The following is a 16,276-nucleotide window of genomic DNA, read 5'->3' on the forward strand; positions in this document are numbered from 1 at the left end:
AGCGGCGGTTAATTACAAGAGAGCGGTGAAGGGAAACAGCTTATGAACGAACGAATAAAAAATAAATTAGCGCTTTTGCCTGATCAACCCGGCTGTTACTTGATGAAAGATAAAAACGGTACGATCATTTACGTTGGGAAAGCAAAAATTTTAAAAAATCGAGTCCGCTCTTATTTTACTGGTAGCCACAATACAAAAACTGAACGGTTAGTCAGTGAGATCGTGGATTTTGAATATATCGTAACAGAGTCTAACATTGAGGCGTTGTTACTTGAGATCAATTTGATCAAAAAAAATGATCCAAAGTACAATATCATGTTGAAGGATGATAAAACGTATCCTTTTTTGAAAATTACCAATGAAAAGTATCCGCGTTTGATGATTACACGAAAGGTCTTGAAAGATAAGGCCCATTACTTTGGTCCATATCCTGATGTGAATGCTGCGAACGAAACGAAGAAACTATTGGATCGTTTATTTCCGTTACGTAAGTGCAAGCCATCGCAAAAGACACCTTGCCTTTATTATCATCTGGGGCAATGTCTTTGCCCGTATGCGTTTCATGTCGATCCGCAAGTATATAAAGATATGGTCGAAGAGATCAAACAATTTTTGACGGGCGGTCATACAGAGATCCAAGAACAATTAAACGAAAAAATGAATCAAGCCGCGGCAGATATGGAATTTGAAAAAGCCGCCGAATACCGTGATCAGATCAAAGCAATCGAGACAGTCATGACTAAGCAAAAAATGACGACAACTGATTTAGTCGATCGCGATATTTTTGGTTATGCAACGGATAAAGGGTGGATGTGTGTCCAAGTCTTTTTTGTTCGTCAAGGAAAATTGATTGAACGAGACGTCTCGATGTTCCCATTTTATAATGATGCGGAAGAAGATTTTTTGACTTATATCGGCCAGTTCTATCAAGAAAATGAACATTTTATTCCTAAAGAAGTTTTGATCCCGGATAATATCGACAAAGCCAGTGTAGAAGCATTATTAGCCACAAAAGTATTGCAGCCGCAACGTGGGGAAAAGAAAAAATTAGTGAAGCTAGCTGGAAAGAATGCCCACGTCGCCTTGAATGAAAAATTTGATTTGATCGGCCGCAGTGAAGCACGAACAATTGGTGCAGTAGAAAAACTAGGCGATGCAATGAATATCCCGGCACCGATTCGAATCGAAGCTTTTGATAATTCGAATATTATGGGAACGGATCCCGTTTCTGCGATGGTCGTTTTCATCGATGGAAAACCAGCGAAGAAAGAATACCGTAAATATAAGATCAAAACAGTCAAAGGACCGGATGACTACGCTTCAATGCGTGAAGTGATCTACCGACGTTATTCGCGGGTCTTAAAAGAAGGACTGCCCTTTCCTGATTTAATCGTAATCGACGGGGGAAAAGGACAAGTCGATGTGGCGAAAGATGTTTTAGCCAATCAACTGGGGATTGATATTCCGATTGCCGGTCTGGCAAAAGATGATAAGCACAAAACGAGTGAGTTGCTTTTTGGTCCAGAATTAAGTGTTGTACCATTAGAACGAAACTCGCAAGAATTTTTCTTGCTGCAGCGTATCCAAGATGAGGTCCATCGCTTTGCAATCACTTTCCATCGTCAGCTGCGCAGTAAAAATAGTTTTGCTTCAAAACTTGATAATATCGACGGCTTAGGCCCAAAACGCAGAAAAATGTTGTTGAAAGAATTCAAATCATTGAAAAATATCCAAGCGGCTTCGATCGAGGAGCTGCAAAAAGTAGGATTGCCTAAAGCAGTGGCAGAAAATACGTATAATCAATTACAGAAAAAATAAAGTATAGCATCCTTTACATAAAAAGTAGGGGATGCTATACTTTTGTCAAATAATGTAAAGGACACTATACATTAAGAGGTGGTCACATGCAGAATCGAATTCAAATACTTCGAAAAGAACATAAGCTGACCCAAAATGATTTAGCGCAGGAACTAGAAGTCACCAGACAGACGATTATTTCACTGGAAAGTGGTCGCTACAACGCGTCTTTGCTCTTAGCTCATAAAATCGCTCGCTTTTTCGACTTGACGATCGAAGATGTATTTATTTTTTCTGAGGAGGATGAGGAATTGTGAGAGCGTTAACTAAAATCGATCGCGCGTATCGGAAAAAATTACAAAAACAAACGCTGATCTATTCAGCCGCAACTATTTTCATGTTGGCATGTCTAGGAATTTTATTGATTGGAACGACTTGGTATGAATTAGCAATAAACGATCGTGCAGCCGGCTTTTTATTCGGTTTTTTCCTATCATTGAGTTGTGTGTTTCTGATATATATCGTAAGAAATCACCGTACAATGAATGACCCGGAAAAATTGAGACAGCATCGAATCGCTAAAACAGATGAACGCAATTTAGCAATCTCAAGCAAATCCCTGCAAATCACTGGTTCTGTCATGGCAATCGTGTTATTGATTTTAACTATGGTCGGAAGTTTTATTTCAGCAGATTTGATGTTTGTATCCAGCAGTCTGCTTTATGTATTTTTGGGTAGTTATTTGATTTGTTATCTTTATTTTAGAAAGAAATTATAAGGAGTGAGGAAATGTTACAAGTAGAGCATTTAAGCAAAAGTTTTGGCTCGTATAAGGCATTGAACGATCTAAACTTTACGATTGAAGACGGGAAAATTTTGGGACTGATCGGTCAAAATGGTGCAGGAAAGACGACAACATTTCGTTTGATTCTGGACTTTTTAACAAAAGATTCCGGAAGTGTTCAGTGGGATGGTCATGAAATGTCGGAAAAAGATTATAATTTGATCGGCTATTTACCGGAAGAACGCGGGTTGTATCCTAAGGTCACGATTGAGAACCAATTATTGTTTTTTGCATCGTTGCGAGGAAAGAGCAAACAAGAGATTTTGCCAAAAATCGATGAATGGATGGAAAAATTTCAAGTCAAAGGGAAGAAAACGGACAAAGTAAAATCCCTTTCGAAAGGAAATCAACAAAAAGTCCAATTGATATCGACATTGATCCATGAACCTAAGCTGGTTATTTTAGACGAACCGTTCAGTGGCTTAGATCCTGTCAATGCGGAGTTATTAAAAAATGGCATTATTGAATTAAAAGAAAAAGGTTCTTGTGTCATTTTCTCTAGTCACAATATGGATAATGTCGAAAAAATCTGTGATCATTTGATCATGCTGCGAAATGGAGAAACCGTGTTGAACGGCAAGGTCCATGAGATCCGCGAATCTTACGGCCGCAGCAAATTATATTTAGAATCACCGATGACGAAAGAAGCGCTGCAGGCATTTGCTGGAGTCCACACCGTTGTTCAAAAAGATGACGGCATTTTTGATATCACATTGGAAAATCCGTCTGTGGGACAAGCAATCTTTGCTGAAGCGACTAAGAACGGCTATATCCCAATGTTCAATCAGCAACCACCGACGTTAGAAGAAATCTTTAAATGGAAAGCGGGTGTTATAAATGAGTAAGCTAGGAATCATCGTCAAAGACGTTTATAAAAAAAATGTAAAATCGACCGCTTTTGCGATCATGATCTTAGCGCCATTTTTTGTTATGGGGATTTTCTATTTATCCCAACATTTCTTCGGCGACGCAAATGAAATCAATCAAATTGGGATCGTCAGTAACCACCCCGCCGCAGCCGAGCAACTAGCTAAGACTGAAAATAAAGATTATACATTTAAAGTTGTAGCAAGCGATAAAAAAGCTCAAGATCAATTAGAAGATAAGAAAATTGACGCGTATCTTGATCTAAAACTGGATGAGCATCAAGTTTCGGGGAAATTATATAGTAAAGCCTCTTTAGGGACTTCTACAGAAATGGCGCTGCAGCAAATTTTGAGCTCGATGCAAACAACGCTTCGTGCGAGTTCGCTGAATTTAACTACCACTCAAGTTCAAGAAGTTATGGAGCCGGCAAAATTTGAAGCTGCAAAAGTCAGTTTTGAAAATGGCAAGATGGAAAGTGATGGCGGCAATTCAGACACTCAGTATGTGTTTAGTTTCTTAACAACAATCATCATGTTTGTTTTCATCATGAGCTATTCATCAATCATTGCGCAAGAGATCGCTTCAGAAAAAGGAACGCGGATCATGGAAGTGCTACTTTCAAGTATGAAGGCGAAGACGCATTATTATGGAAAATTACTAGGAGTGTTGTTAGTGGCACTGACTCAGTTGCTGATCTATGGCATCGCGCTGGTCATAGGCTATCGCCAGTTCAAAGACCTTCCAATGGTAAAAGGAATGATTGAAAATGTATCGTTGAAAAGTATATTTGGCAGCAACATATTAATGATTGTCGGCTTCATGCTGGTAGGGATTTTCTTATATACCGTTCTTTCAGCTTTGTGCGGTTCATTGGTCAGCAAGCCTGAAGATACAGCTAAAGCGATCCAGCCGGTCATGTACCTTTCGATGATAGGGTATATGTTAGGCTTGATTTTAGGAAGCTCGGATCCGACAAACGTGATCATTAAAGTCACCTCATATATTCCATTTTTATCTTCTTACAGTATGCCGATCCGCTTAGCTTCAGGGACTGCCGCAATGTCCGGCGCATTTATTTCTCTAGGGATTCTTGTGATTTTCACCGGCTTGTTAACTGTTTTTTCTGCTCAGTTATACAAATCAAACGTTTTAGTTTACAGTGAAGGCGGTACACTCAGTGCGTTGAAACAATCGATTGCAATCATGCGGAATAATCGTCAAAAGTAAACAAATCAGTTGACCCTGGAATCAAAGTCTCTCACAATAAAGATAAGCTTTAAACAAATTGCAGCACGAGGAACAAGGAGGAAATTTGATGGATAAAACAAAAAGATTAGCAAATGGAATCGAAATGCCTCGCTTAGGTTTAGGTGTTTGGCGCGTAGAAGAAACGGATGCTACAAATTCTGTAAAATGGGCGATTGAAAATGGCTATCATTTGATTGATACCGCCGCTATTTACAAAAATGAAACGGGTGTTGGCAAAGGAATCGCTCAATCAGGAATCAAGCGAGAAAATTTGTTCGTTACTACCAAACTGTGGAATGCTGATCAAGGATATGAGACCGCTCATCAAGCCTTCAATGATAGCTTAGAACGCTTGGGTTTGGATTATGTGGATCTATATTTGATTCATTGGCCAGTTGAAGGAAAATTCAATGATTCCTGGCGGGCAATGGAAGAAATCTATGCAAGTGGCCGCGCCAAAGCAATTGGAGTATCTAATTTTCATCAGCATCATATTGAAGAACTGATGACCACTGCTAAAATTAAACCAATGGTGGATCAAATTGAACTTCATCCAACATTGACGCAAGAAAATCTGCGGGAATATTTGGCTAAAGAAGGAATCGCAGTCGAAGCTTGGTCGCCGTTAGGGCAAGGAAAAATCTTACAAAATCCGACATTGACAGAGATCGGTAAGAAGCACAAAAAGTCAGCGGCACAAGTCATTATTCGCTGGCATTTACAAAGCGATATCATCGTGATCCCTAAATCGGTCCATGAGGAACGAATCAAAGAAAACTTTGATGTCTTTGATTTTGAACTAAGTGAGGATGAAATGAAACAAATCGATCATTTGAATATTAATGAACGACTTGGTGCAGATCCAGATAATTTTAATTTCTAAATTGTTATAAAAACACATGTGAGAATGGTTCTAATTTGATCTCACATGTGTTTTTTTTCGTGGCGATAAAAGTCAATAAAAACTTTTTTTTTGAAAGATAATCCTTTTTTTAATAATTTTATGATAGAATAGCAAAAAAATAGGAGGTTTTTGATGGGTGATTATTTAGTGAAAATTAATTCGTTGATTTGGGGAGCCCCGATGATCGTATTAATTTTAGGAATCGGTATTGTTTTAACGATTGGTTGTCGCATGATCCAAATTCGCCGCTTGCCGCTAGCACTAAAGTATATGATAAAAAATGAAGAAGGCGGACAAGGAGATGTCACCAGTTTTCAAGCACTATGTACGGCTTTGTCGGCTACGATTGGTACAGGTAATATTGTTGGAGTCGCTACTGCGATCGTTGCAGGGGGACCGGGCGCTTTATTTTGGTTAGAAGTCGCTGGATTATTAGGAATGGCAACGAAATATGCTGAGGGATTATTGGCGGTCAAATATCGAACGTTCGATGATCATGGCAAAGCTTTAGGCGGCCCCTTTTATTATATTGAAAACGGACTTGGCCAAAAATGGAAATGGCTGGCAAAAATGTTTGCCTTTTTTGGAGCAGTTGCTGGTTTGATCGGAATCGGTACGATTGCTCAGATCAATGGGATCACTTCCGCTGCAGAAACGTTTTTTGATCCAGAAAAAATAAATACGGTTACATTGTTTGGCAATCAATATTCATGGGCGGTGATTATTTCTGGAATTGTCGTTACAGTTTTAGTTGCGATCGTGTTGATTGGCGGTGTCCAACGAATCGCACGAGTATCTGAAATCATCGTGCCATTGATGATCGTCATCTACGTTGGTTTGTGTTTGTTCATGATCATAATCAATATCACCAAACTGCCGGCAGTTATTGTGGAAATCGTTCAAAGCGCTTTTGGCTTACGAGCTGTTTCTGGCGGAGCAATGGGAGCGATGATGATCGCAATGCAAAAAGGTGTCGCTCGAGGGATCTTTTCAAATGAATCCGGTTTAGGTAGTGCTCCGATTGCTGCTGCTGCCGCACAATCAAAAGAACCGGTGCGTCAAGGACTTGTTTCAATGACCGGAACTTTTATTGATACATTGGTCGTTTGTAATATGACTGGAATGGCGATTATTTTGACAGGTGCTTGGAAAACCGGTTTGGAAGGATCGGCGGTGACGATTTATGCCTTTACCGAAGCTTTGCCAATCTCACAAACGGTTGTATCATTACTGTTGATGGTTTGTTTAGCTTTCTTCGCCTTTACGACTATATTAGGCTGGAATTATTATTCAGAGCGTTGTTTAAGTTATTTAACAGGTGGGAACACCAAATTCTCTTCTGCTTTTCGTATCGTTTACATCTTAGCAGTCTTTATCGGTCCTTACTTAACCGTATCAGCTGTATGGACAATTGCGGATATATTCAACGGCTTAATGGCATTTCCCAATATTATTGCCTTGATTTTATTAAGCCCGGTTGTATTCAAGGAAACAAAATCTTACTTTGCTCGCTTAGCAGTGAGCGAGACGGACGATTTGGCCTCAATTCCGTTGGATGCATCCTTTGATGATGAATAAAAAAAGCGACAGCAAGAATACAAATTTGCTGTCGCTTGATTTTTTCATCATTCAAAAATAGTGAGCGTTAAAAGAAGCCCGTTATTGATTATTCAAATTCTTGTACAAAATAATCAAATAAGCTTTGCTCCATGGGATCTTTTTTATGAGTTAGTTCTGGATGCCACTGCACGCCGAGGATCTTTGTATTTTTTTCGCGGCTTTCGACGGCTTCAATGATCCCGTCAGGAGCCCAAGCAATGGGTACAAGACTTTCAGCGAGATCTTTGATGGCTTGATGATGATAGGAATTCACTTTTGCTTGTTCGCCAAAAAGTGAGGCTAAGGTTGAATTCGCTTTTACCGTAATTGAATGCAGACCAAAATTTGGAACGGTAGGAAACATATCATGTTTGACTTCCCATTTAGGGTATTGAGATAAATCTTGGTATAGCGTTCCGCCTAATGTCACATTCAGCAATTGTGTTCCGCGGCAAACAGTAAAAATCGGTTTGTTTTGCCGAATGGCTTCTTTGATCAAAGCCATTTCAAAAGAGTCTCGTTCAATACTTGTCGGACCTAATTTTGGATGGGGCTCTTCTTCATATAGAAAAGGTGTTACATCTTGTCCACCGGCTAGTAATAATTTGTCGATAGCCGCCACATAGTCGCTAGCTGATTCAGGATCACTGATCGGCAAGACTACCGGGATGCCGCCTGCTTGATGGACACCATCAATAAAACCTTGTGGAGTATAAGTAATTTGTTGATCAAAAAATGCTTGATTGTTTTGATAAAGTTGATTTGCTGCAATTCCAATGATATTTTTTTTCATGAACGATCACTCCTCTATCATTTGATACCATAGTCAAAACTTAAAAAGCAAGTATTTCGATTATTAAATTTTCTTTTATTTAACCAAATAAAAAACTTCTATAATATTACGATTATTTGTTTAAGCGATGAAGGTGATTTTTATACTTTTTGGTGAAAACTAGTTACGGATATACCAATTTTTGGTATACTATAGTTGTAAATATAAACAAAACGGTTGGGCGCAAGCTTCAAGGATCGGGTTCTTCAAGGGGTGAGAAGAACGACCTTGCTAGTTTGCGCTTTTTTTTCATACAAAGGAGGGTTTGTGTGCTAGAAGCTTTAGAAAAAATAAAATTTGCAGAAGAACAAAATGAGCGTGAAAAAGAAAAACTGATTGCAGAGTTGGCTGCTTATGAAGCAAGTCGAAAAAAAATACTGCAAGAAAAAAAAGCAGCATTGAAAAATACTTTTTCTGAGGTGTCGACAGAAAAAGAAAAAAGCTTGACGCAAAAATTGGCTGACGAAGAGCAAGAGTTGACTAATAGTGCTACAGCGGCGATCAAGTTGATGGAGAAGAATTATCTTGAAAAGAAAGAACAAACGATCCAAGCAATCATTGAAAGGGTGATCTCAGAATATGGCAGTTAGCAAAATGAGCAAGCTAACTTTGATTGCTCAACAAGGATATAGCGAACAGATTCTTTCTGCGATCCAAGGATTCCAAGGAGTAGAGATCCGCGACCTCTTTCAGCAGACTGTCAGTAATGAGTGGGTGGAGGAATACTTTGAAGCAGCAGCTCCGCTACCTAGTCAAGATGGACTTTCAAAGATTGACCAGCAGCTAGAAGAAATAGCCCATGCTATTCAATTTATTGAACACCATGGCAGCAGTCGTGAAAAAGGAATGCATCTCAAACGCCAGCAAGCTACGCTGAAAACACTGGAAGAAAAATTTGATGAATCGGCTTTATTAGCGGAATTAACAAGTATCCAAGAATTAGAACAGCGGTTTACCGAAATGAATGAAAAACAACGAGTATTGCATGAACGAGAAAGTCTTTTACAAAAATGGCAAGCACTGGATTTCTTGGCTGAAGATTTTTCATTACGCTCGGCGAACTATTTTTTAGGAACAGTCGATGCTAGCGTCTGGGAATTGCTTGAACAGCAGATAAAGGAACGACAAATCTATTATGAATTAATTTATAGTGATGAGCAGCTCGTTAATTTTTCATTGGTTTATCTGCGAAAGGAAGCATCAATCATTCAAGAGCTGATACATCAGTTCAGTGTCATCACCTTTACTTATAAGGAAAAAGAATTACCTAAAGTTGAATTGGCTGCAATCCAGCAAGTATTGCTTGAATCAGTGGAAGAACAAAAACGTTTGGCACGTTTGATTGGTCAAAAGAAAATCAGCATCGAAAGTTTGGAAATGGCGGAAGAAGTACTGCTGGCTTATAAAAATCGTTGGATGATTCATGATCGGTTTATCAAAGACGACAAAGTATTTTTGCTCCAAGGTTGGCTGGAAACCGCGAGCTTCAACAGATTCGAAGCTTTTATAAATGACTTGATTGGTCAAGAGAATCTTTATTTAGAAATCGAAGAACCGACAGAAGTCGAGATTGCTGAAGAAATACCGACGAAATTGAAAAACAATGCAGTAGTTAAACCATTTGAGATGTTGACAGAAATGTATAGTTTGCCTAAATATCACGAGATCGATCCAACACCATGGTTCATGCCCTTTTATTTCGTATTTTTTGGCATGATGGTGGCAGATGCAGGATATGGCGCATTGATGTTATTGGCGACCACACTCGCACTGCGAACAGTCTTGCCGCGAGGAATGGAACGGTTCATGCATTTTTTCCAAATCTTAGCTGTTCCGACTATTATGTGGGGCTTGATTTATAATTCATTTTTCGGTTATTCGTTAGGGTATCCGCCAATTCTTTCAACAAGTGACGATGTCATCAGTATTTTGATCTTATCGATCATTTTTGGTGTAATCCAAATCTTTATCGGGTTAGGCTTAGCGGCAAAAGAAAATATCAAAGCCAAAAATTATCTTGGCGCGGTTTCTGATGGCTTTGCTTGGCAAGGAATCATGGTTGGTGCGATTGTCGGCGGTTTAGGAAAAATGTTATTGAATAGTCAACCGTTATTTATAGTCGGAGTTGTTTTGGCAATAGTGAGTGCATTGCTGATCATTCTTACACCAATGCTGCAGTCAAAATCAAAAATCAAAGGTTTGGCAAAAGGTGCGTATAACTTATATGGAATCACCAGCTATATCGGTGATCTTGTTAGTTATACACGGTTGATGGCATTAGGTATTTCCGGCGGGAGTATCGCTGCGGCGTTCAATATGTTAGTAGGATATATGCCGCCAGTTGCACGTTTTAGTGTCGGAATTTTATTGATGGTAGCCTTACACGGCTTGAATATTTTCTTATCGTTACTTTCAGCATATGTTCATGGCGCCCGGTTACAATATGTCGAGTTTTTTGGCAAATTTTACGAAGGCGGTGGGCGCGCGTTTCGCCCATTAAAGACAGAAGAAAAATATGTAAATATTGAACAAGAAAAATAATTGGAGGAATTTTAGACAATGATGGAGTATTTGATTAACAACAGCGGCGGTATTATTTTTGCGATTTTAGGAATGGCAACAGCAACAATCTTTTCTGGAATCGGGTCATCAAAAGGTGTCGGTATGACCGGGGAAGCGGCAGCAGCTTTGACCACTAGCCAACCAGAAAAATTTGGTCAAGCCCTGATCTTGCAATTATTGCCAGGGACACAAGGGTTGTATGGATTCGTTATTGCCTTTTTGATTTTTACAAACTTGTCAGGTGATTTGACCGTGGTCCAAGGGTTAGGTTATCTAGGCGCGTCATTACCGATTGCTTTTACTGGATTATTTTCAGGGATTGCTCAAGGACGAGTGGCAGCTGCTGGTATTCAGATCTTAGCGAAAAAACCAGAACATGCGACAAAGGGAATTATCTATGCTGCGATGGTTGAAACTTATGCAATCTTAGGTTTCGTTATCTCATTCTTGTTAGTAGGACAAGTATAAGGAGTTTTTTGATGGAAGCAATCGAAAAAATAGTCGAACAATTGAAGCAACAAGCTGATTTGGAACAGCGCCAGTTAAAAGAAACTGAACGGACACGAATCGAACAAGAATTTCAAGCAGCAGAAGCAGAAATAATAGCAGATCATCAGAAACGTTTGGAGAAAAACTTACAAAATCTAGAGAACAAGTATAAGCAGGAAGCAAATCGCCAACAAGTTGCACAAAAACAGCAGATTTTAAATCAGAAACAAGCTGTTTTAGAACGAGTATTTGCTGAAGCAGTTCTTCAAATGGAAAGTCGTTCCGCAAAAGAACAACAAGAATTTGCTCAGCGGGCTTTGAATAAACTTCCCATACATGGTGAACTGGCTTTTATTCCAGGAGAAAAGTCTCAGTCGATTTTTACCAAAGAATGGTTAGTTGAGCAAAATCAACAACTGGCGTATCAATTAAATTTAGCTGATACGACTATTGCTGATCAAGCGGGTTTTATTTTAGATAAGAACGGTGTCCAGTATAACTTTCTTTACCAAAGTTTAGTTAGAGAGATCCAAGAACGAGAAAGCTTTGCCATTGCTCAAGCGCTGTTTGATTAAGCGAGCGCAATAGGAATGTCAATCAAAGTCGATCTTGTGTTGCACGGATTTTTGCTAAAAAGTAATGCAGTAACTGCGAATTAGGAGGCATTGAATGAAACAAGCTATGTATCATGAATTGAATCCGCTGGTTCGTTTAAAAGAATTGGAATTGTTGTCACCAGAACTACTGACGAGAATGGTGAAATCCGATGATTTGACGGAAATCGAGACACTGTTTCGAGGAACGATTTACGGTGAGTATTTGACGGATAATTTTTATGAGAGCTTTGAGGAAGCCTTGGGACAGGCCCAAGCGAGTTTACTAATGGAATTAGTAAAAATGATTCCTGATCCTGATGTTATTTGGATCTATACGATGCGCTATACCTTCCACAATCTCAAGGCATTAATCAAAGCCGAATTATTAGAGCAAAATTTTGATGCGCTTTATATTTATGACGGCTTCTATTCCTTAGATCAGATCAAGACCGCTATTCGAACGGGTCAGGCAAGCGGATTGCCAGACATTTTACTAGAAAGTATCCAAGAGGTGCGGGAGCATTTTGAAGAGTCGAATAGTTTGCAAGGAATCGATATTATTTTAGATCGTAATTATTTAAATGCACAAAGAAAAATCGCTGACAAAATTGGTGAACCAGAGTTATCAGAAGAAGTGACTAGCTTTATCGATTTTACGAACATATTGATGACTGCACGCGGGATCAAACAGCAGAGAAGCCGAAACTTCATGCTAACTGCCTTGTCCAGTCAAGGAAGTATTCCAAAAGAAGAGTTATTAGCCAGTGTTGAAATCGGTTTGGAACAGCTGACCAACTATTTACGAACAACTTCGTATGCTGAGGTGATCGAACCGATCATCCAAAACAATACTATCAAGTTGAACCAATTGGAACGGCTCTGTGATGACTACTTGACAAGTTTTTATGAGACAGCTCAGACGCAAGCTTTTGGTCCTTTGCCTGTTTTGGCTTTGCTGAATGCAAAGGCAATCGAAGCAAAAAATTTGCGATTGATCATTACGGGCAAACGAGTAGGATTAACGGATGAACAAATAAGAGAGAGGATGCGAGAGACTTATGGCACATAAAATCGGCGCAATTGGCGATAAAGACTCGATTCTACCTTTCAGACTTTTTGATTTTGATACTCGTACCACAAAAGATAAACAAATCATTCGTCAGCAGATCGACGAAATGGCTAAGAACGAATATGGTGTCATTTATATCACTGAGGAATTTGCTCAACTTGTTCCGGATACGATCAAACGTTATGAACAAGAAATGGTTCCAGCGATCGTACTGATCCCTAATCACGAAGGAACACTAGGAATCGGCAAATCTATGATCCAAGGACAAGTTGAACGAGCAGTCGGACAGAATATTTTATAAAGGAGCTAATGTCTTGCAAGAAGGAAGAATAATAAAAGTTTCTGGCCCACTAGTGCTGGCAGAAAATATGGAGCAAGCAGCGATTCAAGATATTTGTTATGTTGGTGACCTTGGAGTTATCGGCGAAATTATCGAGATGCGCGGCAATGTCGCCTCCATTCAAGTATATGAAGAAACGGCAGGAATCGGTCCTGGCGAACCCGTTAGAACGACTGGAGAAGCGCTCTCGGTTGAATTAGGACCAGGGATCCTTTCACAAATGTTCGATGGAATCCAGCGTCCATTGGATACGTTTAAAGAACAAACGAATAGTAATTTTCTTAATCGTGGAGTTCAAATCCCTGCTTTAGATCATACAAAGAAATGGTGGTTTGAAGCGTCTGTTGAGACAGGCGTTACTGTATCAGCTGGCGATATAGTTGGGACGGTTGAAGAAACGAAGATCATCACTCATAAAATCATGGTTCCTAATGGCATTAAAGGAACAGTGAAAAAAATTTCATCGGGTGAATATACGATCGATGATCCTGTCTATGTAATTGAGACAGCCAACGGACCACAAGAATTTTCGATGTTACAAAAATGGCCGGTTCGTCGCGGTCGTCCAGTTTCAGAAAAATTAAATCCAGAAGCACCAATGATTACCGGTCAACGAGTCATCGATACGTTTTTCCCTGTAGTAAAAGGCGGAGCCGCTGCAGTTCCAGGACCATTCGGCGCTGGGAAAACAGTTGTTCAGCATCAGATCGCAAAATGGGCCGACGTCGATATCGTAGTTTATGTTGGTTGCGGTGAACGTGGGAATGAAATGACAGATGTACTGAATGAATTTCCTGAACTAGTTGATCCTAAAACAGGCGAATCGGTAATGGAACGAACGATTTTGATTGCCAATACTTCAAATATGCCGGTAGCGGCACGGGAAGCGTCCATTTACACCGGAATCACAATCGCGGAATATTTTCGAGATATGGGCTACAATATTGCGATCATGGCAGATTCAACTTCACGCTGGGCAGAAGCTTTGCGTGAAATGAGCGGACGTTTAGAAGAAATGCCTGGTGATGAAGGGTATCCAGCTTATTTGGGTAGTCGGTTAGCAGAATATTATGAACGATCCGGCCGCGTAATTGCTCTGGGCAGTGATAGACGTGAAGGGTCGATTACAGCAATCAGCGCCGTATCCCCTTCAGGGGGAGATACTTCTGAGCCTGTAACACAAAATACGTTGCGGGTCGTAAAAGTTTTCTGGGGATTAAGCGCAACTTTAGCACAACAACGCCATTTTCCATCGATCGATTGGCTGCAAAGTTATTCTTTATACTCCACAGAAGTTGGGAAATATTTAGACAACGCATTGCAGGCGAATTGGTCACAAATGGTCGCAGAAGGAATGAAAATACTGCAAAAAGAATCTGAATTAAATGAAATTGTTCGTTTAGTCGGAATTGATTCGTTATCTGAAAAAGATCGACTGACACTTGAAGTCGCGAAATCTTTACGTGAAGATTATTTGCAGCAAAATGCTTTTGACGATGTTGATACATTTACCTCAAGAGAAAAACAATTTAAAATGATCCAAAATATTTTGACGTTTAATAAAGAGGGGCAACGCGCATTAGAGTTGGGAACGTATTTGAAAGAAATCATGGACGGGACATTTGTTTTACGTGATCGAATCGCGCGGAGCAAATACATCCCAGAAACAGAATTAGCCAAATTGGATCAAATCAATTTAGATATCGTTGCGGAAATCCAAGCAATCGTTGCAGAAGGAGGAATGACCAATGATTAAAGAATACAAAACGATCAATGAAGTGGTCGGCCCTTTGATGGCGATTGACAAAGTAGAAGGAATCAAATACGAAGAGTTGTTGGAAGTCCGTTTGAGCAATGGAGAAATCCGACGCGGCCAAGTCTTAGAGATTCACGAAGACAAGGCGTTAGTCCAAATCTTTGAAGGAACTAGTGGTATCAATTTAAAAGAATCGACTGCACGTTTTTTAGGTCATCCATTAGAGCTGGGTGTTTCAGAAGATATGGTCGGTCGGGTATTTGATGGTCTCGGTCGGCCCAAAGACGGCGGACCAGAGATTTTAGCTGAAAAAAATGTTGATATCAATGGGGAAGTAATCAATCCTGTTTCACGAGATTATCCGGATGAATTTATCCAAACAGGAATCTCAGCGATTGATCATTTGAATACGCTAGTTCGCGGTCAAAAACTGCCGGTGTTTTCTGGTTTTGGTTTACCGCACAAAGAATTAGCTGCTCAAATTGCTCGGCAAGCGACCGTATTGAATGCAGACGATGATTTTGCGGTTGTTTTTGCTGGAATCGGTATTACGTTTGAAGAAGCAGAATTTTTCATGGAAGATTTTCGTCAAACTGGGGCGATCGATCGTTCCGTAGTTTTTATGAATCTGGCGAATGATCCAGCAATTGAACGGATCGCCACGCCGCGGATGGCTTTGACTGCCGCTGAATATTTAGCCTATGAAAAAGGCATGCACGTCTTAGTTATCATGACAGATATGACAAATTATTGTGAAGCATTGCGTGAAATTTCGGCTGCTCGGCGGGAAGTTCCTGGTCGAAGAGGCTATCCTGGTTATCTTTATACGAATCTAGCGACATTGTATGAACGTGCCGGCAGGATTCGCGGGTTGAAAGGTTCTGTAACGCAGATCCCAATCTTGACGATGCCAGAAGATGACAAGACGCATCCAATCCCTGACTTAACTGGGTATATTACGGAAGGGCAAATCATTTTATCCCGTGAATTGGATAAAAATGGAATTCAACCGCCAATCGATGTATTGCCATCCTTGTCACGTTTAAAAGATAAAGGAACCGGTGAAGGCAAGACGCGGAAAGATCACGCACCGACGATGAACCAGTTGTTTGCGGCGTATGCGCAAGGAAAGCAAGCTAAAGAGTTAGCAGTAGTGCTTGGAGATTCCGCATTATCAGATGTCGATAAAATCTATGCAAAATTTGCCGAGCGCTTTGAAGAAGAGTATGTCAATCAAGGATTTTATGAAAACCGCTCGATCGAAGAAACGTTGGATCTTGGCTGGGAACTTTTAGCGATGTTGCCGCGTACAGAGTTGAAACGGATCAAAGATGACATGTTGGATGAATATTTAACAGAAGGAGTTTGATCCT

General features: G+C 40.0%; 16 protein-coding genes and 1 other annotated feature. Of the genes, 15 read left to right on the forward strand and 1 reads right to left on the reverse strand.

What is annotated here, in order from left to right; genetic code table 11:
- The first annotated feature begins 42 nt into the window (after positions 1-42).
- From uvrC to FFM68_RS04385, 7 genes are all read left to right on the forward strand, one after another.
- Positions 43-1,818 carry an excinuclease ABC subunit UvrC gene (gene uvrC / locus FFM68_RS04355; protein WP_137618215.1) on the forward strand — a complete coding sequence of 592 codons (1,776 nt, stop codon included), beginning with the start codon at positions 43-45 and terminating at the stop codon, positions 1,816-1,818.
- An 86-nt stretch (positions 1,819-1,904) separates the two neighbouring features.
- Positions 1,905-2,114 carry a helix-turn-helix transcriptional regulator gene (locus tag FFM68_RS04360; protein WP_137618216.1) on the forward strand — a complete coding sequence of 70 codons (210 nt, stop codon included), beginning with the start codon at positions 1,905-1,907 and terminating at the stop codon, positions 2,112-2,114.
- Positions 2,111-2,575: a DUF2178 domain-containing protein gene (locus FFM68_RS04365; protein ID WP_137618217.1), complete on the forward strand. Its 465-nt coding sequence runs from the start codon at positions 2,111-2,113 to the stop codon at positions 2,573-2,575. Before FFM68_RS04360 ends, FFM68_RS04365 begins: the two co-directional genes overlap by 4 nt.
- An 11-nt stretch (positions 2,576-2,586) precedes the next feature.
- On the forward strand, positions 2,587-3,486 hold the full coding sequence (locus FFM68_RS04370) for an ABC transporter ATP-binding protein (RefSeq protein WP_137618218.1): 900 nt from the start codon (positions 2,587-2,589) through the stop codon (positions 3,484-3,486).
- A complete protein-coding gene (locus FFM68_RS04375) occupies positions 3,479-4,735 on the forward strand; it encodes an ABC transporter permease (RefSeq protein ID WP_137618219.1) in 1,257 nt (418 codons plus the stop codon). Before FFM68_RS04370 ends, FFM68_RS04375 begins: the two co-directional genes overlap by 8 nt.
- 88 nt (positions 4,736-4,823) lie before the next feature.
- On the forward strand, positions 4,824-5,639 hold the full coding sequence (locus FFM68_RS04380; protein WP_137618220.1) for an aldo/keto reductase: 816 nt from the start codon (positions 4,824-4,826) through the stop codon (positions 5,637-5,639).
- Positions 5,640-5,792: 153 nt separating this feature from the next.
- A complete protein-coding gene (locus tag FFM68_RS04385) occupies positions 5,793-7,238 on the forward strand; it encodes an alanine/glycine:cation symporter family protein (RefSeq protein WP_137618221.1) in 1,446 nt (481 codons plus the stop codon).
- An 88-nt stretch (positions 7,239-7,326) separates the two neighbouring features.
- On the opposite strand, the gene FFM68_RS04390 is transcribed toward FFM68_RS04385, so the two are convergent.
- Positions 7,327-8,052 (reverse strand): gamma-glutamyl-gamma-aminobutyrate hydrolase family protein, encoded by a 726-nt coding sequence (locus FFM68_RS04390; RefSeq protein ID WP_137618222.1) that lies wholly within the window; start codon positions 8,050-8,052, stop codon positions 7,327-7,329.
- 214 nt (positions 8,053-8,266) lie between these two features.
- Positions 8,267-8,314: a sequence feature (sodium ion sensor (DUF1646 type); this cis-regulatory element may regulate processes involved in with the transportation of sodium ions), on the forward strand.
- A gap of 46 nt (positions 8,315-8,360) precedes the next feature.
- Between FFM68_RS04390 and FFM68_RS04395 the strand changes: the two genes are divergently transcribed.
- From FFM68_RS04395 to FFM68_RS04430, 8 genes are all read left to right on the forward strand, one after another.
- On the forward strand, positions 8,361-8,681 hold the full coding sequence (locus tag FFM68_RS04395; RefSeq protein WP_137618223.1) for a DUF3987 domain-containing protein: 321 nt from the start codon (positions 8,361-8,363) through the stop codon (positions 8,679-8,681).
- A complete protein-coding gene (locus FFM68_RS04400; RefSeq protein WP_137618224.1) occupies positions 8,671-10,632 on the forward strand; it encodes a V-type ATP synthase subunit I in 1,962 nt (653 codons plus the stop codon). Before FFM68_RS04395 ends, FFM68_RS04400 begins: the two co-directional genes overlap by 11 nt.
- A gap of 18 nt (positions 10,633-10,650) precedes the next feature.
- On the forward strand, positions 10,651-11,121 hold the full coding sequence (locus FFM68_RS04405) for a V-type ATP synthase subunit K (RefSeq protein WP_137609138.1): 471 nt from the start codon (positions 10,651-10,653) through the stop codon (positions 11,119-11,121).
- A gap of 11 nt (positions 11,122-11,132) precedes the next feature.
- Positions 11,133-11,717, forward strand: a complete 585-nt coding sequence (locus FFM68_RS04410) for a hypothetical protein (RefSeq protein ID WP_137618225.1) — start codon at positions 11,133-11,135, stop codon at positions 11,715-11,717.
- A gap of 94 nt (positions 11,718-11,811) precedes the next feature.
- Positions 11,812-12,807 carry a V-type ATPase subunit gene (locus tag FFM68_RS04415; protein ID WP_137618226.1) on the forward strand — a complete coding sequence of 332 codons (996 nt, stop codon included), beginning with the start codon at positions 11,812-11,814 and terminating at the stop codon, positions 12,805-12,807.
- Positions 12,797-13,108, forward strand: a complete 312-nt coding sequence (locus FFM68_RS04420) for a V-type ATP synthase subunit F (protein WP_137618227.1) — start codon at positions 12,797-12,799, stop codon at positions 13,106-13,108. The genes FFM68_RS04415 and FFM68_RS04420 overlap by 11 nt, the downstream gene beginning before the upstream one ends.
- A 13-nt stretch (positions 13,109-13,121) precedes the next feature.
- The gene (locus FFM68_RS04425) at positions 13,122-14,903 is read left to right on the forward strand and encodes a V-type ATP synthase subunit A (protein ID WP_137618228.1); all 1,782 of its coding nucleotides are present in this window, start codon (positions 13,122-13,124) and stop codon (positions 14,901-14,903) included.
- The gene (locus tag FFM68_RS04430) at positions 14,896-16,272 is read left to right on the forward strand and encodes a V-type ATP synthase subunit B (protein ID WP_137618229.1); all 1,377 of its coding nucleotides are present in this window, start codon (positions 14,896-14,898) and stop codon (positions 16,270-16,272) included. Before FFM68_RS04425 ends, FFM68_RS04430 begins: the two co-directional genes overlap by 8 nt.
- The last annotated feature ends 4 nt before the right edge of the window (positions 16,273-16,276 follow it).

Source organism: Enterococcus xiangfangensis (genome assembly GCF_005405365.1).
In the GTDB taxonomy this organism is placed as follows: Bacteria; Bacillota; Bacilli; order Lactobacillales; family Enterococcaceae; genus Enterococcus_A; species Enterococcus_A xiangfangensis.

Coding starts and splice junctions, on each gene's coding strand:
- FFM68_RS04430 (WP_137618229.1), top strand. CDS start 14,896: ATGATTAAAGAATACAAAACGATCAATGAAGTGGTCGGCCCTTTGATG.
- FFM68_RS04400 (WP_137618224.1), top strand. CDS start 8,671: ATGGCAGTTAGCAAAATGAGCAAGCTAACTTTGATTGCTCAACAAGGA.
- FFM68_RS04375 (WP_137618219.1), top strand. CDS start 3,479: ATGAGTAAGCTAGGAATCATCGTCAAAGACGTTTATAAAAAAAATGTA.
- uvrC (WP_137618215.1), top strand. CDS start 43: ATGAACGAACGAATAAAAAATAAATTAGCGCTTTTGCCTGATCAACCC.
- FFM68_RS04420 (WP_137618227.1), top strand. CDS start 12,797: ATGGCACATAAAATCGGCGCAATTGGCGATAAAGACTCGATTCTACCT.
- FFM68_RS04390 (WP_137618222.1), bottom strand. CDS start 8,052: ATGAAAAAAAATATCATTGGAATTGCAGCAAATCAACTTTATCAAAAC.
- FFM68_RS04360 (WP_137618216.1), top strand. CDS start 1,905: ATGCAGAATCGAATTCAAATACTTCGAAAAGAACATAAGCTGACCCAA.
- FFM68_RS04370 (WP_137618218.1), top strand. CDS start 2,587: ATGTTACAAGTAGAGCATTTAAGCAAAAGTTTTGGCTCGTATAAGGCA.
- FFM68_RS04410 (WP_137618225.1), top strand. CDS start 11,133: ATGGAAGCAATCGAAAAAATAGTCGAACAATTGAAGCAACAAGCTGAT.
- FFM68_RS04385 (WP_137618221.1), top strand. CDS start 5,793: ATGGGTGATTATTTAGTGAAAATTAATTCGTTGATTTGGGGAGCCCCG.
- FFM68_RS04380 (WP_137618220.1), top strand. CDS start 4,824: ATGGATAAAACAAAAAGATTAGCAAATGGAATCGAAATGCCTCGCTTA.
- FFM68_RS04405 (WP_137609138.1), top strand. CDS start 10,651: ATGATGGAGTATTTGATTAACAACAGCGGCGGTATTATTTTTGCGATT.
- FFM68_RS04415 (WP_137618226.1), top strand. CDS start 11,812: ATGAAACAAGCTATGTATCATGAATTGAATCCGCTGGTTCGTTTAAAA.